Below are 24,145 nucleotides of genomic sequence, written 5' to 3'. Positions count from 1 at the left end.
AACAATATCAGAACGGAAGATCATCCGCACTGTTTGAATCTGATGACATATCCGGTTGCGCCGGTTGCTGGTAAGACGTTGCCTGCTGTGTTGCCTGTGGCTGTCCACCTTGCTGGAAACCTGTTCCGGCATTCGTTGCCGTACCGTCGGCCGGACGTGTGCCCGTATTATAAAATTCAATACGGTCTGCATGAATTTCAGTCACATAACGTTTCACACCGCTCTGGTCGTCATAACTGCGGGTACGAATCTTTCCTTCTACATAAACACCCGAACCTTTCTTCACCCATTTCTCAACAAAAGCAACCTGGTCGCGGCGAACCACGATATTGTGCCATTCTGTTCTCTCCGGCACAACCGTACCGTTTGCCAGTGTGTAACCTCTTTCGGAAGTTGCCAAAGGGAAGTTTGCAACGGCCGTACCGCTGTCGAAATAACGAACGTCGGGATCTTTGCCCACGTTACCAATCAATATGACTTTATTCAATGACATAGTTGTAATTCTTTTAAGATCTTACAAAGAAACATAAATTCGATCATTCAGACAAATTTCCGTTTAATTTCTCCAAATAAATATGTACCAGGCGGGGAACGGCATAACGTTCGATATCTTCATACGGAACAGCCAGATACGAATTCAATGCGTCCGTCACTTTTTCAATCTCGACCCGGTAAAATGTCGTATAAAGAACCTGATGGGAAAGAACATGCTTCACCTCGGACATATCCACGGAAACATTCATCCGACCGGCGCCGTCAAACAGTTTCCGGTACGCTTCCGTTTGCTGCAATCCGGCAAAATCCATCGGTTCCGCCGTCTCGATCAATGGGAATTCATAAAGCCCTTCCCAGATATCTTTTTTGCTCCGGCGCGAAAGCCAGGTTTGCCCCTTATATATAATGTATAGATAATGAAAATAACGGGGCCGTGTTTTCGTCTTGTTCTGCTTGACCGGAAACGCTTGCACATTACCCGAAGCATAGGCCATACAACGTTCCTTCAACGGGCAAACTTCACAATCCGGATTCTGAGGAACACATTGCAAGGCCCCGAACTCCATAACCGCCTGGTTATGCGTCCCCGCATATTTGGGATTCATCACAAGAGCGGCCAATTCCGCAAACTGTTTCTTTCCCTGCGTACTATCAATTGGCGTGTCGACCGCATACAGCCGGGATAAGACACGGTACACATTCCCGTCGACAACCGGATAAGGCTTATTCCATACGAAAGACACAATGGCAGCAGCCGTATATTCACCGATACCTTTCAAAGACAATATCTCTTTATATTCCCGAGGGAAAACGCCGCCAAACTGTTCCATGATACTCTTAGCGGCAGCATGCAGGTTACGGGCACGGCTATAATAACCCAACCCCTGCCAATATTTCAGCACCTCGTCATCTTCCGCCGCTGCCAGGGAAGCGACATCCGGGAAGCGTTCGGTGAACCTGTAAAAATAGTCCATCCCCTGAGCGACACGGGTTTGTTGAAGGATAATTTCCGATATCCAAATTATATACGGGTCGGACGATTCCCGCCAGGGCAGCATCCTCTTATTCGTTTTATACCAGGCCAGCAAAATATGGCTGACTTCCAATTCGTTTTCCATTTGCGTTAAAATGTCCTGTTTTTGTAGTTTTGAAACTCTCAACTCGTTGATTAATGCAAACATACACAGATATAATGAATTGTAAGGAATCTTTTTTATTAAAAAATGGCGGGCAATTCTTTTCCCACTTAAATAAAAAGCTATATATTTGCATTCCAAAAAATTAATAGGTCCAAATCATTAATTAATTTATAGACATGACTAAAGCAGATATTGTTAGCGAGATTTCAAAAAGTACCGGTATCGATAAGCAGACGGTATTGAATAGCGTAGAATCTTTCATGGACATCGTGAAAAGTTCGTTATCTCAGGGTGAAAACGTTTATCTGAGAGGATTCGGAAGTTTCGTTATTAAGAAGAGAGCCCAGAAAACTGCTCGTAATATTTCAAAAAATACTACGATCATCATTCCGGAGCATAACATCCCTTCATTCAAGCCGGCTAAAACTTTCCTGAACGAAGTTAAGTAATTAGTAATTATAGTTTAATTTAAAATTTAGAAACAATGCCTAGCGGAAAGAAAAGAAAAAGACATAAAATGTCTACGCACAAGCGCAAAAAGAGACTGAAAAAGAATAGACATAAAAAGAAATAAGTCTATTGAGAAACTCTAAAGAACAAACTTAATAAGTGACCTTTTAAGTTTGTTCTTTGCGTATTTAGAAAGGTCTGAATTAAAAAACCCTCTTATTAAGTGATAAGTGAATTAGTAGTTGATGTACAACCCAAAGAGGTATCTATTGCCGTATTGGAAGACAAAAACCTTGTGGAACTCCAGAAGGAGGCCCGCAATGTCTCGTTTGCCGTAGGCGATATTTATCTTGGCAAAGTAAAAAAACTGATGCCGGGTTTGAACGCTGCTTTTATCGACGTAGGGTACAAAAAGGACGCATTTCTTCATTATCTGGACTTAGGTCCTAACTTCAACACCCAACAAAAGTTCCTCAAACAAGCACTTGGCGATCCTAAAAAGATGCCCGCCATTTCAAAAGTGCAGATACTTCCGGAGATTGAAAAGGACGGAAGCATCAGTAACGTGCTTAAAGTAGGACAAGAGGTGTTGGTACAGATTGCCAAAGAGCCGATCTCAACAAAGGGTCCGCGACTGACTTCCGAGCTGTCATTTGCCGGAAGATACATCGTATTGATACCATTTGCCGATAAGGTCTCTGTCTCCACAAAAATCAAGTCGAGCGAAGAACGTGCCCGTTTGCGGCAGTTGATTCAGAGCATCAAGCCGAAAAATTTCAGCGTGATCGTACGTACTTCTTCCGAAGGAAAACGTGTTGCTGAACTCGACCATGAATTAAAGACATTAGTGAAACGATGGGAAGATAACATCGTCAAAGTTCCCAAACTGAAAGTGCCGTCGATTGTATATGAAGAAACGGCACGTACGGTAGCTTTGCTCCGCGACATCTTCAACCCGTCTTTCCAGAACATTTACGTAAACGATGCGGATGTTTATCATAACATACGCGATTATGTCAGCCTGATCGCTCCCGGAAGGGAAGAGATCGTACAGCGATATACCGGCGAATTACCTATCTTCGACAATTTCGGTATCACGAAACAAGTTAAATCGCTGTTCGGACGTACGGTTACGTATAAAAGTGGAGCTTACCTGATTATCGAGCATACCGAGGCCATGCACGTGATAGATGTGAACAGCGGCAACCGTTCCAAAGGGAGCGACGCCCAGGAGAAAACAGCTATCGACGTAAACACAGCCGCCGCCGACGAAATTGCACGCCAGCTTCGTCTCCGTGATATGGGCGGTATTATTGTGGTCGACTTCATCGACATGGCGGAAGCCGCCAACCGACAGAAGTTGTTTGAACACATGACTAAAGCGATGGCAAGCGACCGGGCCAAACACAACATCCTGCCTTTAAGTAAGTTTGGTCTGATGCAGATTACCCGCCAGAGGGTACGCCCGGCAATGGATGTGGATACAACAGAATCGTGTCCTACCTGTTTCGGCACAGGGACAATCAAACCTTCGATCCTATTTACCGACAATCTGGAAGGTAAGATCGATTGTTTAGTGAATAAGCATAATGTAAAGAAATTCGCCCTGCACGTACATCCCTACGTGGCAGCATTCGTAAACAAGGGGCTTTATCCCCTCAGTATGAAATGGAAACTAAAATACTCAATGGGTATGAAAGTCATTCCTAACCAAAGTCTGGGTTTTCTGGAATACAAGTTTATTGATTCCGACAAGAACGAACTCGACATGATGGAAGAAAAGGAAATGAAAAAATAAAAAATCCCCGGAGCCTGTATCGCTCCGGGGATTTTTTTATAGTATGTTTATTCAATTTCCGGTCTGTCTAAACTGCCTCCCTCCTCTTTTGAGGAAGAACCTTTTTTCCGCTGATTATAGGCTGTAATTGTTTCAGAAATCAACTGGTTCAGATTGCTGACAAACATAGTCGCCTTTTCAGATGGAACAGCAACGCTGTAAGACTGGGCAAGCATCACCAGATCGTCGTAATATTCATCAATGCGTCCGCGCAACACCGTTCCGCTTTCCTTCCGGTTAACCGCCCGGCTTTGAGTGCGCTCGCTGGTGACAGCGATATAAGCATTATTTGTATTTTCAAGTTCGGCCAGATAAGCATCCAATCCGAGCGTTGTTACATAAGGTTTATTTTCCTCTTTTCTCAAATCGAGTAACAGTCCTTGTATCTTGGCTGTTTCCTGCGCCACCGGAAGACGGGCGATGCCGATATAGGGTTTGATTACTTTATAAAGAAACTTCCCCGCATCTCTCTCTGCGTCAAGAGGCAATGTTCCTGCACGTGAGATGCGTGTAGTGATATAAACGACCAGGCTGTCGCGGTTTTTCTCGTAGAGTTGTGCCTCTTCCGTTTCTTGGTTGATACGGCTTTCTTCGACCACATCGGCCAAAACCATGATATCATCCTCATACGTTTGAGCAAACTGAGGCGATACTCCAATTGCCGGTGATCCGCTTGCCCGAACATCTTCATCCAATGACTCAATTTCGGGCCGATCGGCATCCGGCGGCGGAAGAAGGTTCAACACTGCATTCATAAAGGCCAGGTATTCAGCGGCGTTCAAATGCGTTAGGTTAATTGTCAAGATTTTTTTGTAGCTTCCCATGATATTGATTTTTTATTTATAAATTCTTCGCAAGATAAGAAAATAAATGGGTGAAGCTATTTATTTCAAAGAAAAACGTTGATAGACTAATGAAAATTAGCTTTTTTTCTCGTAAAAGGCAGTTTTCAATGGTAAAAGTCGGTTTCTCTGTGCGAGAAATGTGTTTTCAACGATGAAAGTTGATTTCTCAGTTAGAGAAATGAGATTACAGCATTAAAAACAAGGTTCTCGCCCGGAGAAATCGGTTTTCAGTATTAAAATGGGATTTCTCACATTGAGGAAGCCATTACACTGTATAAATTCCTAAAAAAAGACATTGAATATTTTGTATAAGAGCCTAAAAACACGATCTTTGTGAAGTATTGAAAAAAATAACGTAGAAGCGTTTCGATATTATCTTGTTCTGAAATCTGGACAATTTCGGCTACCCAAGATAATAGACCAAATGGCTCCTGCGCTTATGTTTGTTATATCTATTCATCCAGTGATGGATGGACCATATACTTGCATAAAGCGTGGGATCATTGTGCTATTATTGGGTAGTGGGCAGTCCAGAGCCTCAGAACTGTGATAGACGATGGTTCCCACGCTTCTTTTATTTATTAACGCCGAACGGAAGGGACAGGGAGGAAAAATAGTATCTTTTATCATGAAATTTTATAATCAAGAACGAGAGACATCAGAAATACAAATACATGATGTAGATGAGTATGAATATCCTTATTTATACACACACAATTTATCAAATCTTTATGCTTATCCAATCATAAATCACGGAGATGAATGGTACAGAGATGCTTCTTGTATTCCATACGACAATACTGCATTTTGTATAGAAAATGAGGTTGTAAAAAAACATTCAGGAGATGAGTTGGGGATTTTACTACACTACTTAACCGGTGATCGCTTTTGTTCTATATATGGTTATGTAAATACATCTTTGTATTCGCCTTCAAATTGCAATAAGTTAGTATTTTTTAAAGGCTTTGCTCTAGATTGCATTATTCATATCTATCCTGAGGCTGTTGGAGCTTTTACGATTGTTGTTCCTGAAATAGGTGCAACAAAAAGAGAGTTTAGTTTTACATATATTATTACAGATAAACCATCCTCTAAATCATATTGTCCATTAAACTATCTTACAGATATTTATGGAGGTTATTCTATCCCAAAAAGTGTTACAGATATTAGACGAACAGATATTATATTATATATATTGTCAGCTATGCTGGGGTATTCAATAGCTGATTTGACTTCTAACTTTGATTGGAATAAATTATTAAATCAACATGTTAAGTCAAAATTAGAGCAAGCTGTTTTTAATTACATTTATCCCCAAAATTTTCAGTCTCCATATAGTGAAGAAGAAATATGTTATTCAGAGTTTGTCAATAATTTTATATGTATCGCTAATGTAAATGCGTATAATTATAGAATGGATGCTGATACCATCAATAAAAATTATATCCGATTTTTTAATATTATGGACACATTTCCTACTTTTTTGAACAAAGTGCCTTCTCTACATTACAGTCATCTTTCTCGTGCTTTATATTTCACAGCCTATCATTTTGATGATGTTCGTGTAAATGATCGCTTATTTATCTTGGCATACAACATGTTAAACAGGGCATTTGAAACGACTAGAATGATTTATTTTTCTTTCTTACGTTGTAGTCTTATAGAAGAGCGATATACTTCAGCTATATCAATGATCTCTAAACTTTATCCTCAATTACCACTTGAAGAGATTGAGGAGAAAGTTGGAGAAATTCAATTAGCTGATTATTTACTCGTTGAAAAATATATTCCTAATTACATTTCTCCTAAAGATGATATAGCTATTCGGTGCAATCAGATTATTGATAATCTATTTTATTATTATGACATAGACGATGTATATACTCAAGTTTCTGATGTTCAAAAGATAATAAATCATAGATTATCACTATTTGCTAATTCTTCCGATTTTTTAAATCGAAAGAATCAGATTTAAAAAATCAAGTATAATGATTGAAAAAGCATAGTTTAATAGACAATTTTATTTATTTTCATATTTACAGGTAATGATAAAAACAAAGACAAGAGACGTGTAAAAAAACTTACACGTCTCTTGTCTCCATAAGCATTTTTCTCTTTCCTCTTTATTTACTCTTCCCCTTCGCCATCTCCAGCGCCTTAGTCGTCACATAATATTTAGCGATCATATTCGGGACTTCCCAATCCGGCAGTTTGCCATCTTGCAGGTATTGCAGGTAGTTTTCTGTCACCTGCCCGAAATGAGCCTCATGCCCTACTCTATATTTTACTGGGATCTGAACCTGCCATACATTATCGGCAATCTTATTTAAAACAACACCCGGATACTTATCCACAACGGCCGACATGGCAGTTGCCAGTTCTTTTTCATAAGCGGCTAGATCAATATCAGGCAATGCCTCGATATATAATTCCGGTTTATATCCCTGCTCCTGTCCCTGACGGATCACCAAGTCGGCCTTACTTCCCTTCATGACAGAAAAATGCGTATCACCGCCGCCTTTCGGGAAAGTATAATTCCAAATAACAGAAACTTTGGCCGTCACACCTTTGATCTTATAAACGATATCTCCGTTACAATAAACTTTCAATGTATCGTTCTCCACATCCTTTTTCAGGAAATCAGGATAAGCATCCGTGCCTGTCACCTGCTTAAATTCCTCCGGACTGATTGAAGTTGTCCAACGGTTCGCATCAACCAATTCGATATCTTTTTTATAATCGATGATCTGTTCAGGAAAAGCCTCCCACTGAACGAGATCTACCAGGTGAGTTGTTACATCCACAATACCTTCCCCCTGCTGAGTTACATCAAAATACCACACTGGACGGGTCAGTGGTTTGTTATCCACCAGCTTAAACAAATGATGCACACTTTCCTTTACGATAGCCGGCTCGTCGGGAGAACCTTTCAGCTGTTCACCATATATCGCCGGAATTGTTGAAAGCTCACGCTGTAACATCGTTGTAATCTCATTCCTTTCAGTCATAATGTCATACAACAGAACGTTCTTTTGCCTGGCAATATCAAAACACTCTTCCAGTAATTTAAAATTCTGGCTATTGATTGCCATAGGCTTGTCAGACAGCACATTGATACCGGCTTCCAGTGTCTTCTTTATATATTCTGTCTTCTTACCGTTGTTGCCGGCCTGAATCATGACATTACCCTTCTTCTCGGCAAGCATTTTTTCAAGATAATCGGTACCTGTATAAACAATTTCATTCCACAGTGTCGGATTCTCCGCACGAGTGTTAAATCCTTCGATACGCTTCAGGTGTTCGTTTACATCGAAACCTGTGGGAGCGTACACATAAACATCCTTGGAAACTTGTGGATAAGAGACTTTTTGTACCAGTGCTGCATGAAAATGTCCGGGATCGAGCGTTATAAGTTTCACCTCGCCCGGTGCGCCGGTAAACCCTTCTGCGTGTTCCTTCTTAGAGGAACACGCCGTTCCCAATAAAAGTGTAGCCATGGTAAAAACAAGATAGTTTTTCATTTTATATACGATTTAATTAATAATATTCTCCACCTTCGGTCTAAAATTATACAAGAATCACTTCTATGCCACAAAGATAAAAATATATCGTTTTAACATCTGCCGTATTGTCATTATTTCTGACAGCAAAAACAATTCGGAACCGTTCATTGTTACTTTGGCATACGTTTTGTATACTAATTGGTGCAACTCGACAAGAGAAAAAGCAAAGACGAAAAATAATAACAATTAAAATAGTAGAAAATTATGGGAAAAATTATTGGTATCGACTTAGGAACAACCAACTCATGTGTTGCCGTACTGGAAGGTAACGAACCGGTTGTTATTGCAAACAGCGAAGGTAAAAGAACGACTCCTTCAATCGTTGCATTCGTTGAAGGCGGCGAACGTAAAGTTGGTGATCCCGCAAAACGTCAGGCTATCACCAATCCGGAAAAAACTATATTTTCTATCAAACGTTTCATGGGTGAAACTTACGACCAGGTTCAGAAAGAAATCAACCGCGTACCTTATAAGGTAGTACGTGGCGATAACAACACTCCGCGTGTGGATATCGAAGGCCGTCTGTACACTCCGCAGGAAATTTCAGCAATGGTTCTTCAGAAGATGAAGAAGACTGCTGAAGATTATTTAGGACAGGAAGTAACAGATGCAGTTATCACTGTTCCGGCTTACTTTAGCGATGCTCAGCGTCAGGCTACAAAAGAAGCCGGTGAAATTGCCGGTCTGAATGTTCGCCGTATCGTGAACGAACCGACTGCCGCATCTCTGGCTTATGGTCTTGACAAGACCAACAAAGATATGAAGATCGCCGTATTCGACCTTGGTGGCGGTACATTCGATATTTCAATCCTTGAATTGGGTGACGGTGTATTTGAAGTAAAATCAACAAACGGTGATACTCACCTGGGTGGTGATGACTTCGACCACGTGATTATCGACTGGCTGGCAGAAGAATTCCTTCGTGAAGAAGGCGTTGACCTGCGCAAAGACCCGATGGCTTTGCAACGTTTGAAAGAAGCTGCTGAAAAAGCTAAGATCGAATTGTCAAGCACAACAAGCACAGAAATCAACCTGCCGTATATCATGCCGGTTAACGGTATTCCAAAGCACTTGGTTAAGACATTGACACGTGCTAAATTCGAACAGTTGGCAGACAGCCTGATCCAGGCTTGTATCGAACCGTGCCGTCAGTCATTGAAAGATGCAGGTTTGAGTACTTCCGATATCGACGAAGTAATCCTGGTAGGTGGTTCTACACGTATCCCGGCTGTACAGGCTATCGTTGAAAAATTCTTCGGCAAAGCTCCTTCCAAAGGTGTTAACCCGGATGAAGTAGTAGCTGTAGGTGCTGCAATCCAGGGTGGTGTATTGACTGGTGAAGTAAAAGACGTATTGTTGCTGGATGTTACTCCGCTGTCTCTGGGTATCGAAACAATGGGTGGCGTGATGACTAAGCTGATCGAAGCCAACACAACAATCCCGACTAAGAAATCGGAAACATTTACAACAGCTGTCGACAACCAGCCGTCTGTAGAAATCCATATCCTGCAGGGCGAACGTTCTCTGGCTAAGGATAACAAATCAATCGGCCGTTTCCATCTGGACGGAATACCTGCTGCACAGCGTGGTGTACCTCAGATTGAAGTTACTTTCGATATCGACGCAAACGGTATCCTGAACGTATCTGCAAAAGATAAAGGAACCGGTAAAGTACAGAGCATCCGTATTGAAGCATCCAGTGGTTTGAGCGACGACGAAGTAAAACGCATGAAAGACGAAGCTGCAGCCAATGCTGAAGCCGACAAGAAAGAAAAAGAACGTATCGACAAGCTGAACCAGGCTGACAGTATGATCTTCCAGACTGAAAAACAGTTGAAAGACCTGGGTGACAAACTTCCGGCTGATAAGAAAGCTCCTATCGAAGCTGCATTGAATAAGCTGAAAGAAGCTCACAAGGCTCAGGATATTGCAGGTGTCGATGCTGCCATGACTGAACTGAATACAGTATTCCAGGCTGCAAGCCAGGAAATGTACAATGCTCAGAATGCTCAGGGCGGTGCACAACCGGGACCTGATTTCGGACAGCAACAGGCCAACAACAATGCTGGCGGAGCTAAGGACGGTGGCGTAACAGATGTTGACTTCGAGGAAGTGAAATAAGTATCGGTAAACAACGATAACTAACGACAGAAAAGTAGGGTGTAGCTCAATGAGTTACGCCCTGTTTTGTTTTTAATACTTTCTGATGGATTTGCTTGTTTCTCGAATTTTTATCGTATATTTGTACCATATTTGTGCCGCGATAAGAAAGTCGGAAATCTGCGACAAAATATAAACGGATTGAATACAAACAAGTAAAAATCAGCATTATGCCAGCAGCAAAGTTCGAGATAAAGCGCAAATGCCAGCTGTGTGGTCAGGAGTTCATCGCCAAGACCATAGAATCGTGGTATTGCTCCAAACGCTGTTCCAACATTGCCTATAAGCGCAGGAAAGACGAAGAGAAGCGGAATCAGCGATTGGATGAAATTGTAAAGAGCATCCCGAAGCACCAAGATTACATCAAGGTGTCGGAAGCTTATGCCATGTTCGGCATCAGCAAAGATACGCTGTATCGTCTGATACATAAAGGGACTATTTCGCACATAAATCTTGGAACTAACCAAATCCGTGTCAGCAAAGAAGAACTGCTGAAACTCTATCCGCTACGAAAGAAAGCTCTGACAAAACCCAAACCCGTTGCAAAACTATATAGCTTGGAGCCTAAAGACTGTTATACTATCGGCGAAATATCCAAGAAGTTTCATTTAGAAGACAGTACGGTCTATCTACATATCCGTAAATACTCTATCCCTACCCGGCAGATAGGTAACTTCGTTTATGTGCCCAAGAAAGAAATTGATAACCTATATAAAGGGATGAAGCAATGAAGAAAGCGTTGGCCAATACACGAGTTTCAGTAAAACTCCGCAAATCGGAATACCGCGAGGAATGGTACCTGTATGTTGAAGCTTATCCGGTTTTCCAAGCAGACAAACCCACTCCCCAAAGAGTGCGTGAATATCTGAACCGTACTATAACCACTCCCATATGGGATAAGTCGCGGAATGCCCGAACCGACAAAGACGGCAAGACCACTTATAAGCTAAAGCGTGACTTGAACGGCATCATCCAATGCAAATCTCAATTAGACCAAGAATCGTGTATCTATGCCGACAAGGTGAGGAGCCTGCGCCAAAAGGAATACGATAACGCTTCGCTTTATTCTGAAACGGATGCAGAACAGGCAGAGCAGCTAGAGCGTTCACGTTGCAACTTCATAGACTACTTCGACCATGTGCAACGGTTACGCCACGCCCATAGCTCCGATTCCATTATCATCAACTGGAAGCGTGTACATGAATTGTTGAAAATCTTTGCGAAAGGAGATACCATCCTTTTCTCACAGATTGACTTGAAGCTGATAGAATCATTCCGTATGTTCCTATTGAACGCCCCACAGGGAGGAGGCAAGAAAGGTGTCATCTCGCAAAATACGGCATCCACTTATTTCTCCATATTCAAGGCTGCATTGAAGCAGGCTTTCATTGACGGCTATTTGACGGTTGATATTGGGGCAAAGATCAAGGGTATTCAAGGTCAAGAAAGCCGTAGGGAATACTTGACCATTGAAGAACTGAACCGCTTGGCTCAAACTCCATGCGACCCGTTGTTGAAGCGTGCCGCCCTCTTTTCTGCACTTACCGGGCTTCGTCATTGTGACATTCAAAAGTTGAAGTGGTCAGAGATAGAGGTATTCAATGGTGGTTACCGTTTGAACTTTACTCAGCAAAAGACCAAAGGCGTTGAGTATATGCCTATATCCGAACAAGCATTTCAATTATGTGGTGAAAGGAAGGACGGCGAACAATTAGTTTTTGGCGGACTGCCAGACCCGTCATGGATTAACCGTCCGATAAAGAAATGGGTTGCAGAAGCCGGAATAACGAAGCACATCACCTACCATTGTTTTAGGCACTCGTATGCAACCCTGCAACTCGCCGGAGGAACAGACATTTATACTGTTAGCAAAATGCTTGGTCATACGAATGTCCGTACAACTCAAGTGTATGCAAAGGTTGTTGATGCTAAAAAGGAAGAGGCTACCAAGACGATTAAGCTTGATTTACCGTATTATTGACTATAATTTTATATTCTAAATCAAATTATTAGGTAAATACGTAAATAGTTTTATGTCACAATAAAATATATTGTTGTTTTTCGAAATAATTTTGCATCTTTGAAGGTATAAGACAATAGAGTGTAATTATATGGCAACAAATAAAAACATTAATCGTATCAAAGTAGTTCTCGTAGAAAAGAAGAAAACGAACAAGTGGCTTGCTGACCAAATAGGTAAAGATCAGGCTACAGTGAGCAAATGGTGTACTAACACAACTCAACCCACTCTTGAAACTCTAGTAGAAACTGCAAGAATACTTGAAGTTGATATTCGGGAGTTGCTCGTACCTACAGACAATCAGAAAATTATGATGACGATCTTGTAATAACTAAATCTAATAGAATATGGTCAGCAAATCAATAATAGAAAAATTACGTGAGATATATCAATCTTTGCCTAAGGTTGAACTGGTTGACAAGGGTGATGGATGGGTGAACCAGTATGATTTCTTACGTGCTGTTGGAAAAGTAGGTATCAATTATAAGAATCTGGGGTACGATCATTTCTATGAATTTTTAACAGATTCTGGATTGTTTTCATTCTGGACAGATTTCTCGGGAGAAAAACCTATAAGGTATGTAATTGAAAAAGCTAAGCCAAAATCTCACGAAGAGCAAAGAAGACCACAATACAATCGTGCAGCAACCCAATACGTAGATTCCGAGGAGGTCGTTAAAATCAAACGCAGATTGCGTCTTGAGAACAATCAGTTTATTGGTCAGTTTGCGCCTCAAAGAAATGAAGGTTGGTTTACGATAACAGATATCCGTAATACTGATTTTACAAAGATTGAAGATAAGGAACGTGGTATAAAGAATCTGTCTATCTCATTCAGAAGCAACAAGGAGTTCAACCGCTATGCATACTACAAGTTCACTTGGGTATTGCTTGAAACCGATCCTCTCAAGTTCGGTATTGACTTGCATGAGGAAATAACACCAATTTACCCCAAAGACATTGTGAGCAGTCTTTACGAGGGCATTATGCGTTACCCTGCAGGTGCTGCAAAGAAGATTGCTCGTTCGCTTGATACTCTCAAAAAGCAACTTACACAAAGCGGTAAGGAAGTATTCATCTATGAGTTGCTGCAGAATGCTAACGACTATCCTCGTCGTACAAAAATTGATGGTAAGATTCAACCTTTGCCTGTTGATGTAGAGTTCCATATTACCGAGAACTACTTAACATTCGAGCATACAGGTGAATATTTCAATCCGAAGAATATTGCAGCTATTTGTGATATAAATGATGGCGAGAAGTCTGACAATACCGAAGCCATCGGCTACAAAGGTATTGGTTTTAAGACCGTTTTCCTTGACAACGACTATGTTCTCCTCAATACTGGTAATTACACTTTCAGGTTCGACAAGTCTGCTACGGATGTAATCAATACACCGTGGCAGATATTGCCAATCTGGACGGAACATAATGAGATCGATAATGAAATCAAGTCTGTATTCCGTCAGCATCCTAACGAAGAGTTCAGAGTAAAGTTCGCTCTCCAACCACGAGATAACGAAATTCTGACCGATGAAGACAGAGATGATAACTACATCGATTTGTTTACCGATGTATTTGAATCAGAGCGCGTCATATTGTTTATCCCGAACATCAAGAAGGTTAGCATCTTTATTGATGGTCAGGATGAACCGATTGTACGTGAGAAAGACAATAAAGACTGGTGTGTATCAGATTCTCTTGTAGATGATATTCCTGAGGATATTACAGATAAGATAAACGATGTCTTGGAAAATCCAGACTCTCTTCGTTCGGATGGTTATGAGAAAATACCTGAGAAGTACATGAACTTCCGTAAGACTGCGGTAAAGTTTGCGTGCAAGAAAGCTGAAAGAAAGTTGATGCCAGTTGATGATGCCATACTTTATTGCTATCTGCCAGCAAAGCGGGCTGATTGGGGCTTCAATTTCCTAATGAACACCGATATGGTGCCCAACGGACAGCGTGATGATATTGAGGATATCGAGCTCAATCACGTTATTGCTCGTATTGCAGGTAAACAGTTCTTTTATTGGATCAAGCAGCTTATTGAAAGCAAAAAATACGACCTTGACTCTATCTTTGCACTTATCCCAGACTTTGATGAGTGCAAGAAGAGACGCGTGTATAAGACGTTTATAGAGGAGTTCCAGGAAGAATTTGAAAAGTTCATAAAAGAAGAGCCTTTTGTTCCATGCGTGGATAAGGATGGTGAACAAACCTTTGAATGCATCGACAATATTATTAACGACATGACTGGCATGACAGCGAACGGAGTCATTTCAGACGAAGACTTCATAATTCTTATGGAGTTGGGTGACTACTCCTTGCCAGTTGACGAGTTAAGACAATCGGAGGCATTCATGGATTTCTTGTACAAGCATTCTCCTTCGAGCCTTGATGTAAAGGTTGATGCTGTTGTAAAGAAATGTGAGGAAACTGATTTCCAGACATGGTTGACAGTTCCCGAAAACAATACACGATTTATTAGACATTGGTTGAGTGAGGATGAACTAAACGAGTTTGCGAAGAAAAATATATTTATTGAATACGAAGGCGATTTGTTTACAGCAGGAAGTCTCTACTATGATTTTGACACGAATTGTAATGGAATAGGATTCTTGCGTAGATTTGTACCGCATCTTTGCGAGGCATCAAGATCAAATTTTGAGGAAGATGAAAATTGGAAATCATTTGCAGACAAGTATTTCCTGTCTTTCTCTGCTGCGTCTATGATTACAGATTACATTCTATCCAATGAGGATGCTATGGTGTTGCTTAACGTACCAAGCAATTCTGTTGCATTCTATCGTTATCTTGCAGTAAAGGAAGTTGATTTAAAGGCTAACAAGACAAAGATTCCGTACATTACCGAGGATGGTGGTGCAAGTACCGACTATACCAATTATCACTACTTCTTCAACGAAGAAGCTCATGGCTTAATACGTGAGAAATGGTTGGGCGAGAATCTTATCAACGTACTATCGCATATCTATTTTGACAGCCTGGCTGATGACGAGAAAGATAATATAACTGCAATATTTGCTAACCTTGGATTCAACGAATTTACCAAAGACTCCTTCATCACGACTGTCATAGTTGGCGATGCCGATTTCCGAGCAAAAGTAAACGCTGCCATAGAAAACAATTATGCCGCCAACAAAGCATTTGTTGAATATGTGTATGGTTGTGAAGCGCAGTTGAAGGAAAACGTTTTCAAGGATTATGTCTTGCGTTGTGTTGACATCCACAAAAATGAGGTATATCTTTGCAACGATGACGTGCGATACTTCAATCAGGATGCGTATGCTCAGAACAGCACCTATGCTGACAATATCAATCATGCTTGGTTGCAGGATAGCATGATGTATGCTCTATCGAATGATTACTTTGAAGGGCGTGAGAAGGAAGAGGTAAAGAAACTGGAATCGTTCTTGCGTCAGCAGTTTGGCGTTAAGACCTTCACAGACAAGTCGTTCTTCACAGATGTTGTAATCAAGAACAAGGCTGTTATCTATGCCGGTCTTGTTGACGAGGCAACTATGCTCACATTCTTGGAATACCTGAAGCGTGACGCAGACAGACTCTTTGATGATACTATGAGTTTCAACGACATCAAGGATATGCCTTTACTTGCCTATGACGGAACCATAGTAAGAGCAAGGGAACTGAATATCCAGTATATCGAATACAACGAGGACGCAAAGATTCTGTGCGAGAAAGCATGGTGTCCGAAGATGTATGTTGTGCTCTCACAGAAATATACCGATGATTTCTCTCAGGATATGCGTCAGCTGTTCAAGATTGTGAAGTTTGACATCAATACCACAACTGACATTCTTGCTCAGAACGCAAACTTGCGTCAATCGGTTAATGTTATAAACAATAACGTTGATTTCTGGCGATGGGTAAAGGTAAACCAGAAGCAAATTGCATCTGTTGATAAGTTTAAGACTATTCCGTTGCTTGACAATAACAATGCGCTTATCAATTGTGTATCGCTTTACATTTCTGACACCTATCAGCAAGAACAAATTGAGGCGCTGGTAACTAAGTATGTAAAGGAGGCGCAGTTTGTGTCTTCGTCTTACATCGAAACCGCCAATGAGAACGAGAAGTCAGAGTGGATGAAATTGTTCAGGAAACTCGGTCTTAAGTCCGATAACAAGGATATTCTTTTCTCAGACATCTTGCCTAAGCTTTCAACTATTGAAGTAGAGTCTTTGGATTCTGTTGTAGCGATGATGACCAAGCACCTTAAAGACCTGAAGGATAAATGGGCAGAAAGGAAATACCAAATTATGCAGTTGAGAGTTCGCACTCAATATGCTGGTTATAAGACTCTTGATCAGGTAATAATCGTCAATATGGATGAGGATTCTGTATCTGAGCCATTCAAGTACATCACTCTTGCCAACGAGGTTCATCCCGATATTCTAAAGGCAAATAAGGACTTGCTTCATGCTATCTCTGAAGAGTACGGTAATCGCAATCTCATTACCACAAAGCAAATGTGGATTGACGCAAAGGTTAAGGATTATCTTGCAAAGTTTACTGCCGATGAGAATAGCGTTGCAGACATTCACATTCAGTTTGTACGTGAAGTAGTCAAGATACAGAGTGAGTATGACATAAATGACACACTTCGTAAGCAGATAAAGTATCTGGTCAAGTCGAATGAAACGACATACAAGCTTGCTCATGAGCTGACACTTGGAACAGAATATTCTCCAACGTGCGACTTTGAGGCAAATGGTGTGTCTGAATTGTCGTATCTTTCAGACACTTACATCTTCGAAGGCAACAAGGATATCATCAAACAATATTTCAAGGCGGAGAACGTGCATCAGAATATGACGCGAGAGGACTTGAAGTATCTCGCAAACCGCACATTTGCTTGTTATTTTTGGTCGAAATGTTTCTCTCGTCGCTTGGTCGAATATGAATCCTGGGTAGAAGATGGATGTTTCAATAACCGCGTGTGCATACCAACAGAGAATTCTGTTCAAAAGCCGGAGTTGTTGTATACACCTCACATAGCTGGTTATGCTGTTCGTGCCAAGGTACCTCAATGGCAAGAGAAGGTTCCTTGCAAAGCTATTGTTGACTCTATTGACAATCGTGATACTCGTGAATTATTTGAGAAGATCAACTTCTGTAAAGCTCTCTCTTTTGAAGATTGCCTTTATTACCTTGCTCGTGTTACGCATCCAAGAGAGGAAGAAACTAATTTCCGCAGTATAGTGATTAATTGGATGCTGTCTTCGCCTATTCAAGATGAGACTTTGGTTGACAACTATCGTAAAACGCCAACTGCAGAATGGCGTAATGGTAAGGGGCAGAAGAAGCATATTACGGAACTTTATGCTATCCATCCAGATGCGACACAGGAAAGGAATATCTTCCGTGGCGATGAGTTTGTTATGCAGACAAGTGCTTTCCCTTATGATACAGATTCGTTTGTCAAGGTCTGCAACATGCTGAAGATAAAATGTCTGACAAGTTCTGATTTTGTGGCAACACCTATAGGCAAACAAGATGAAACAGCTGATATGGTTGCCATACTCAGACCTCGTCTGCTTATCTTGTCGGCTATCGAGAACCCAGATCGATTCCAAGAACTCTACGAACGTTATAATACAAAGCTGTCGCAGTATCATTTTGTTGTATGTGAAAAGATAGACCTCGGTTATGACACTATACATAATGATGTGGAGCGTATCTATAACGATGACAACCACCTTTATTATGTAAGCTCATGGAAGCATAATCGTACCTTTACAAAGTTCTGTAGTAGATTGAAGCGACTGGTAGGTTTTGACGTGTATGATAATGTATGTGAAGACGTTCTTGATGATAGCGTTTCTGTAGAAGCGTGCATCGAAAAGTATTGCTCTTCACTTGCATACGATGAAAAGTTCCGCGCTTATCTCAGATCGTTGGATTTGACCATCAACGTTGAGCCAGAGGAAGAAGAACCTATCGAAACAGAAAACGATTACTATAGCAATGCTACGAATGAACCAACAGATTCTGCTACTAAAGCAACTACAGAGACATCAACAGAAAATCAGCATGTTGACGATACGAAAACTATTTGCGAGGATGACAAGCCTAGTGCACCAAATAAAGATGTAACGTCAAGACCTGTTAACGAACTTGAAGTTGGGGAAGAATCAGAGACATCACCAAAAGAACCTATTCAAACCGCATCGCAGCAGTCAACTTCTGACTCTCGTCCACAACAGCAGTCGCAACAAACTGAATCACTAGTTGGTCAAGCAACGTCATCTACAGCAGAGGAAGAGTCAGAAGATGACCTTGGTCAGTATGACACATATGAACAGGTTGATGAAGAGGATATTGAAGACTACGATGACACAGACGATGTAGAAGCTGACGTTGATGAAGATGTTGACACAACGGATAATGCCAGCACAACGTCTTCTAATACTCATATGTCTAACACGTCTCACGCTTCATCAAACAAGCCTCATAAGGATTATGATCCTGACAGTAATGGGTACATGGGATCTGTTGATAAGGACAAGAATTATCAACCTGTTGGTGACAGACCTTACAAACCTCGTACACGTAAGCATCCGAAGATTTTCACCAAAAAGGAATTAGAACGCCTTCGCTCACATGGAACGCCTCTTGAACTGGAATCATTACCACCAACGAGGGAGGAAATAGACCTCTTAGCTCAATGTAACATCAAGCCAGAGCAGATTGCCGACACCAACTATCTTGCTCAGTTGCGTCTGTACCAGAATCTCAGAAATGAGATGCACGTAGAGCCTGAGGAAACAATGGAAGAGTTCGTGCATAATGCGAGTGATGTAACTGTACACAAACTTAAAGATGGTAGATACATTCATGCTTGTAGTGCTGCTCGTGGCGTGATGTATGTTTCTCCTTCTGTATGGAATAAGATGGTTGATGACAAGTGGAAGATTTGCGTTTATCTTGATGGACAAGGCAAGAACTTCCATTACATTAACAACGCCGAGGAATTCCTGAAACTCGTAGAAAAAGACGATGTTGTTATCAAGATTACCGGCAAGGAGAAGGTTGATGTAGTAAGGGCTCTTTATACAGGCATACTTGAAGATGCCAAAGGTACTGCATACACCTTGATTCGTGTGGCTGCTCGTACAAATATGGATGCCGTATTCGCTCACTATGTTGGTGCTATGGCAGAAGCGGAAGATGGTAACGATGATTACAACGATAACGACTATTGATTATGATTGACAATATCAAACTTGCAAACTATAAGTCATTCTTTGCTGACCAAGTGAAAGAGGCTATCGACGAGCAACAAAAGATCAATCGCTCGCAGATGCGGAACTTATTTAAGACAGGTGAATTATCGCTTGCTTATGTTGATTCCATTCAGCATGAGACAGGCATGATTATCCTCAAATGCCCTCGTCGTATGGCTCCACGCTTGAAAGTTCTGAAGGGCGTGTGCATAATTAAGAAAGGTGCTAAGCAAGCATTAGGTGAACACGTTACGGGGTGGATCTGCCGTTGGGATGAGTTCGTTGACAATAAGGATTTTCATTCTCCTGGTTCTGACATGACTCCAATGTACTATGTTCATACTGGTGATTCCAACTATGACTATGTTGCATGCTCTGGATTCAGTTTTAAGTTGTACGATATCTTGTCAAAGGCGTTGGTTGATGGCAAAAGTCTTTCACTTATCGTCCATAATCCATTTCCTCCTGTAGAGTATTTCCGCAACCTTGCCAGCTATATGGATGCATTCTCTTCAAACGATGAATTGAACCTTGAACCGACTATAGATTATGAGGAATGGACACCCGAGGAACTCGCATTTGATGAACAGAAGCCAACAGGCATTTCTGACACAATCATAGACACGCTCGCTAATGAACATTGTTGTATCGTACAAGGTCCTCCGGGAACTGGTAAGAGTTACACCATCGCTTCTGTGATTTCATCGTATCTTGATGCTGGCAAAACCGTCTGCGTCACCACCATGGCGAACAAGGGTCTTATCGAGTTGATAAAGCAGAAGCCTTTGCAGAAGTATGTGAAGGAAGGTCGTGTCAGCAAGACAAATCTCTCTATTGACGAACGCAAACAGGTATCTGGTGTAAAAGCTGCCTCTGCCGACTTGCAGGTTCCTGGTGGCGAAATGCTCTGTGCGACAAACTATCAGTTGTCAAGTGTTTTTAGCGAAAAGAAGATGACTCTGTATGGTTTGCCACAATACGATTTGGTAGTCATAGAAGAAGCTTCTCAGGCTTTTCTCACGGCTATAGTTGCGTTTAAGCAGTTGGGGATTGATTGCCTAATTGTAGGTGATCCTATGCAGTTGCCACCTATCGTGAAACTTAACAATCCACAATATAATTCGTGGAATGTGGCAACACAAGTTGAAGGATTGAAGTCTATGGCACTGGGGACATCGATAAAATCTTATCGTATAGTAACCACTTTCCGTCTCACGAGTCGATCTGCCTCCCTTACAAAATGCTTTTACGGAAATCGTTTTGTGTCTGTGAAGCAAGACTATTTAGATTTTACCAAAGCGAATAGTGTCTTATTTCCACAAGATGGCGGTGTACTTTACCATTGTACACTAGATGTCCGCAATGGAGTTTATTCAGATAAAGCAGATGCTATTATACGAGATGTGATTGAAAAGCTGGAAAAATTTTATCCTGATCGTTCTTTAGCTATCATAACACCTTTTAGAGATTCTGTAAAGGAACTGCAGAAACGTTTCTGTACGTCTGACCTTGAACTGGATATCACTATCGAAACGATAGATAGAATCCAAGGTATGACTGTTGATTATGCTATTCTATACATTCCTGGAAGGAATCCGGGTTTCGCACTAGAAGATCGACGTTTTAATGTAGCAACAAGCCGTTCGCTTAGTACGACTCTCATTATTTCAGATATGCCTCTTAACGAATTTCACACTGTATCACCTACAGTATTACAGTTTATAGATAATTGTGATAAGTTTGATGGTAAAACAAATGTATGGAGAACTAATTTGCAGGAGTCAGAATCATCAGCCCCTATAGTCCAACCTATATCTGAAGAAAAAACAGTATCAACGGTCTCCTCCACAATAGGGTTGAGAGTTGTAGGTAAAATTGACCTTTCTCAATTTGAACGGAAAAAGAAGGAATTAAGTATAACAAAGAAAAACTATTATATCATTGATACTAATGTTTTTGTGGACTATGCCGATATTATTTCTAAGATTGACAGAAAGTATCCTATCATCTTGTCTGCAAAGGTGACGGATGAGCTCGATAAGATGAAATTCAAATTAACTGAAGAACGAGAACAAAACGCGGAGAAGGCTTTACGCAATCTTAATAATGAGTCACAGCATGAGATTTTATACGAGTTCGCAGATACTTCTTTATTGCCAGATGACTTTGATAAACGTTCACCTGACAATATGATATTATCAGTCGCATTAAAGTATAAAGAACAGAATCCAATTATGCTTACATCAGACAATGGGCTACAACTTAAGTCTAAGCTATTGGGTATAACTACAATCTCGCTTAAGAAATTTCTAAAAAATAATTTACGCTAAGTATAGAAAGCGACATTGATTTCCTATTCTGTAAGCCATCTGCATCTTTCATGTGGGTGGCTTTCTGTTTCTATACATTTTTATCTTCACAACCTTATGATTCGATGATGATTCCCTTATGTCGAGAGGCATAAACGAAAAAATCTAATAATGGAATTTGTCATTATATCCACTGATAATCAGTGCATATAGTTTATGATTCTTATGACCTGCTGATGTTTCTTTATGTGATATTTGCCATCCATAAATCAGTATTGAAATTTGCCATTACTTTGCAGCAAAATCAACTGATAACGATATGGAAGACATGAACATTACATTTGAAGATTTGCCTAAGGCAATGTCATGGATGATGGACAAGCTCAATAAACTTGATTCCAAGATTGACAGTCTGAACAACATTTCACAAGTACGGCCTGCCGACCAGTGGATGAACCTGAAAGAACTGTGCGAATACCTACCCAGCCATCCGGCGGAACAGACCGTTTACGGATGGACGAGTTGCTACCAGATTCCGTTTCATAAGAGAGGGAAGCGTATCATGTTTCTCAAATCGGAGATTGACGCATGGCTTCATGCCGGCAAACGGAAATCGCAGAAGGAACTGGCGGATGAAGCCGCCCAATTCATAAAGTCAAAAAGAAATACCAGGTTCTAATGGATTCAACCAATTTATGCAATGCACTCAGAATGGAATTTGAAGGGGTCTTTGAAAGCAAGATTCCTTTGGATGCTTTTCCTGCCAAAATTCAAGATATGATATTGGCTTTAGCACGGCAAGAAAATTATTCCATTGAGTACATGATGGCTTCTCTTTTGGTGGCAGTGTCAACCGCTATTGGCAACGCTGTCAATATCCGTATTCGTGGTGGATGGATTAGTAATTCTGCCCTTTATATGATATTGGTAGGTCGTCCCGGAATGGGCAAAACTCCACCTTTGGATTTTGCATTCCGTCCCATCCGAAAACATGATGCTAAAATCATCAAACAATTCAAATTGGATATGGAACATTATAATAGCTTGGTTGAAAACAGCAAGGCTAAAAAAGACAACTCCTCTCCACTACCAGACAAACCTATTTTACGAAGAACTATCATATCCGATTTTACTCCGGAGGCTTTAATGCGTGCGCTTGATGATAATCAACGAGGTATCGTGGTATATGTAGATGAAATCATGGGAATGTTTAATGCCGTGAATCAATATAGTAAAGGACAACTTATTGAGCAACTATTGACCGCCTTCAGCGGAAAACCGCTGGATATTTCAAGGTGTAGTATTCCTGTCCCCATCCATATTGAACACCCCTTTATAAATATAGTCGGTACGATGCAAACAACTCGTATGCACGAACTAATAGAGAAAGGTTATAAAGACAATGGATTGATAGATAGAATAATCTTTGTATATCCATCTTCTCAAGAAATTTCTGATTGGCAATTAGATGAAGATTCATCCTCTGCATCTTTTGATAAATATTCTGCTATGTGGGAATCTATCATTAACAAGGTAATTAGCTTACCTTTTACAGAGACAGAAGACAATGGGTTAGCACAAAAGATATTGGACTTTTCTTCGGAAGCCAAAGCATATTTTACAAACTGGCGTAACGAGGCGATTCGAGCTGTCAATCAAATCCAAGATGATGGACTCGTGGATAGCAGAGTGATTAAGGCTCCTATGATTACTGCTCGTTTGGCTTTAGTCTTGCAAATTCTTCGTTGGGCTTGTGATGAAGTCCACAAGGATTTTGTGGATATAGACTCAACCAAATCAGCTACTGTATTGAGTGAATACTTTGAGAACTGTTATATCAACATTCAGAAATATATGTTGAGAGAGAGCGTTGAACCACAAAAGAGAGAATTGCTTGATTGTCTTTCCGCAAATTTTACTACTGCCGATGCTCTTCAAGCAGGGAAAGAAGTGGGACTGTCTGAACGGTCGGTAATGTATTCATTAGTTAACCTTGCTACAAATAAAATTATCAAGAAGGTAAGGCGAGGTGAATATGAGAAACTGCAATAAACGATCC

At 40.9% G+C, this 24,145-nt stretch carries 15 protein-coding genes; 11 read left to right on the top strand and 4 right to left on the bottom strand.

Going from position 1 to position 24,145, the window contains the following annotated elements:
* Nucleotides 1-7: 7 nt before the first annotated feature.
* Both K6V26_RS02230 and mutY read right to left on the bottom strand, forming a co-directional pair.
* Entirely contained in the window at nt 8-493 is a 486-nt protein-coding gene (locus K6V26_RS02230; RefSeq protein ID WP_122328438.1) for a single-stranded DNA-binding protein, read from the bottom strand.
* A gap of 43 nt (nt 494-536) precedes the next feature.
* The gene (mutY, locus tag K6V26_RS02225) at nt 537-1,676 is read right to left on the bottom strand and encodes an A/G-specific adenine glycosylase (protein ID WP_224264494.1); all 1,140 of its coding nucleotides are present in this window, start codon (nt 1,674-1,676) and stop codon (nt 537-539) included.
* A gap of 134 nt (nt 1,677-1,810) precedes the next feature.
* On the opposite strand from mutY, the gene K6V26_RS02220 reads away from it, so the two are divergent.
* Together K6V26_RS02220 and K6V26_RS02215 are read left to right on the top strand one after the other, a co-directional pair.
* Nucleotides 1,811-2,083, top strand: a complete 273-nt coding sequence (locus K6V26_RS02220; protein ID WP_005636204.1) for an HU family DNA-binding protein — start codon at nt 1,811-1,813, stop codon at nt 2,081-2,083.
* A gap of 224 nt (nt 2,084-2,307) precedes the next feature.
* Nucleotides 2,308-3,882 carry an Rne/Rng family ribonuclease gene (locus K6V26_RS02215; RefSeq protein ID WP_007653739.1) on the top strand — a complete coding sequence of 525 codons (1,575 nt, stop codon included), beginning with the start codon at nt 2,308-2,310 and terminating at the stop codon, nt 3,880-3,882.
* Nucleotides 3,883-3,929: 47 nt separating this feature from the next.
* Here K6V26_RS02215 and K6V26_RS02210 read toward each other — a convergent pair whose 3' ends face one another.
* On the bottom strand, nt 3,930-4,745 hold the full coding sequence (locus tag K6V26_RS02210) for a DUF6261 family protein (protein ID WP_154278473.1): 816 nt from the start codon (nt 4,743-4,745) through the stop codon (nt 3,930-3,932).
* Between the two features lie 649 nt (nt 4,746-5,394).
* Between K6V26_RS02210 and K6V26_RS02205 the strand changes: the two genes are divergently transcribed.
* Entirely contained in the window at nt 5,395-6,741 is a 1,347-nt protein-coding gene (locus tag K6V26_RS02205) for a hypothetical protein (RefSeq protein ID WP_154278472.1), read from the top strand.
* 148 nt (nt 6,742-6,889) lie between these two features.
* On the opposite strand, the gene K6V26_RS02200 is transcribed toward K6V26_RS02205, so the two are convergent.
* Nucleotides 6,890-8,287, bottom strand: coding sequence for a putative oxidoreductase C-terminal domain-containing protein (locus K6V26_RS02200; RefSeq protein WP_224264493.1), 1,398 nt, complete (start codon nt 8,285-8,287; stop codon nt 6,890-6,892).
* Between the two features lie 246 nt (nt 8,288-8,533).
* Here K6V26_RS02200 and dnaK point away from each other — a divergent pair, with 246 nt between their 5' ends.
* The 8 genes from dnaK to K6V26_RS02160 all read left to right on the top strand — a co-directional run bounded on the left by dnaK (nt 8,534) and on the right by K6V26_RS02160 (nt 24,138).
* Nucleotides 8,534-10,450, top strand: coding sequence for a molecular chaperone DnaK (gene dnaK, locus K6V26_RS02195; RefSeq protein ID WP_007653744.1), 1,917 nt, complete (start codon nt 8,534-8,536; stop codon nt 10,448-10,450).
* Between the two features lie 209 nt (nt 10,451-10,659).
* Nucleotides 10,660-11,220: a helix-turn-helix domain-containing protein gene (locus tag K6V26_RS02190; RefSeq protein WP_224264492.1), complete on the top strand. Its 561-nt coding sequence runs from the start codon at nt 10,660-10,662 to the stop codon at nt 11,218-11,220.
* Entirely contained in the window at nt 11,217-12,470 is a 1,254-nt protein-coding gene (locus tag K6V26_RS02185; RefSeq protein WP_122118416.1) for a site-specific integrase, read from the top strand. The genes K6V26_RS02190 and K6V26_RS02185 overlap by 4 nt, the downstream gene beginning before the upstream one ends.
* Before the next feature lie 130 nt (nt 12,471-12,600).
* The gene (locus K6V26_RS02180; RefSeq protein ID WP_005936672.1) at nt 12,601-12,837 is read left to right on the top strand and encodes a helix-turn-helix transcriptional regulator; all 237 of its coding nucleotides are present in this window, start codon (nt 12,601-12,603) and stop codon (nt 12,835-12,837) included.
* 19 nt (nt 12,838-12,856) lie between these two features.
* Nucleotides 12,857-19,756, top strand: coding sequence for a sacsin N-terminal ATP-binding-like domain-containing protein (locus K6V26_RS02175; protein WP_224264491.1), 6,900 nt, complete (start codon nt 12,857-12,859; stop codon nt 19,754-19,756).
* Between the two features lie 2 nt (nt 19,757-19,758).
* Nucleotides 19,759-22,107, top strand: a complete 2,349-nt coding sequence (locus K6V26_RS02170) for a PIN domain-containing protein (protein WP_224264490.1) — start codon at nt 19,759-19,761, stop codon at nt 22,105-22,107.
* A 298-nt stretch (nt 22,108-22,405) separates the two neighbouring features.
* A complete protein-coding gene (locus K6V26_RS02165) occupies nt 22,406-22,765 on the top strand; it encodes a helix-turn-helix domain-containing protein (RefSeq protein ID WP_224264489.1) in 360 nt (119 codons plus the stop codon).
* Complete coding sequence (locus tag K6V26_RS02160) at nt 22,765-24,138, top strand: DUF3987 domain-containing protein (protein WP_224264488.1); 1,374 nt, start codon at nt 22,765-22,767, stop codon at nt 24,136-24,138. Before K6V26_RS02165 ends, K6V26_RS02160 begins: the two co-directional genes overlap by 1 nt.
* The last annotated feature ends 7 nt before the right edge of the window (nt 24,139-24,145 follow it).

This window comes from Parabacteroides goldsteinii (genome assembly GCF_020091425.1).
GTDB lineage: Bacteria > Bacteroidota > Bacteroidia > Bacteroidales > Tannerellaceae > Parabacteroides > Parabacteroides goldsteinii.
This window is presented reverse-complemented; position numbering and strand designations above follow the sequence as displayed.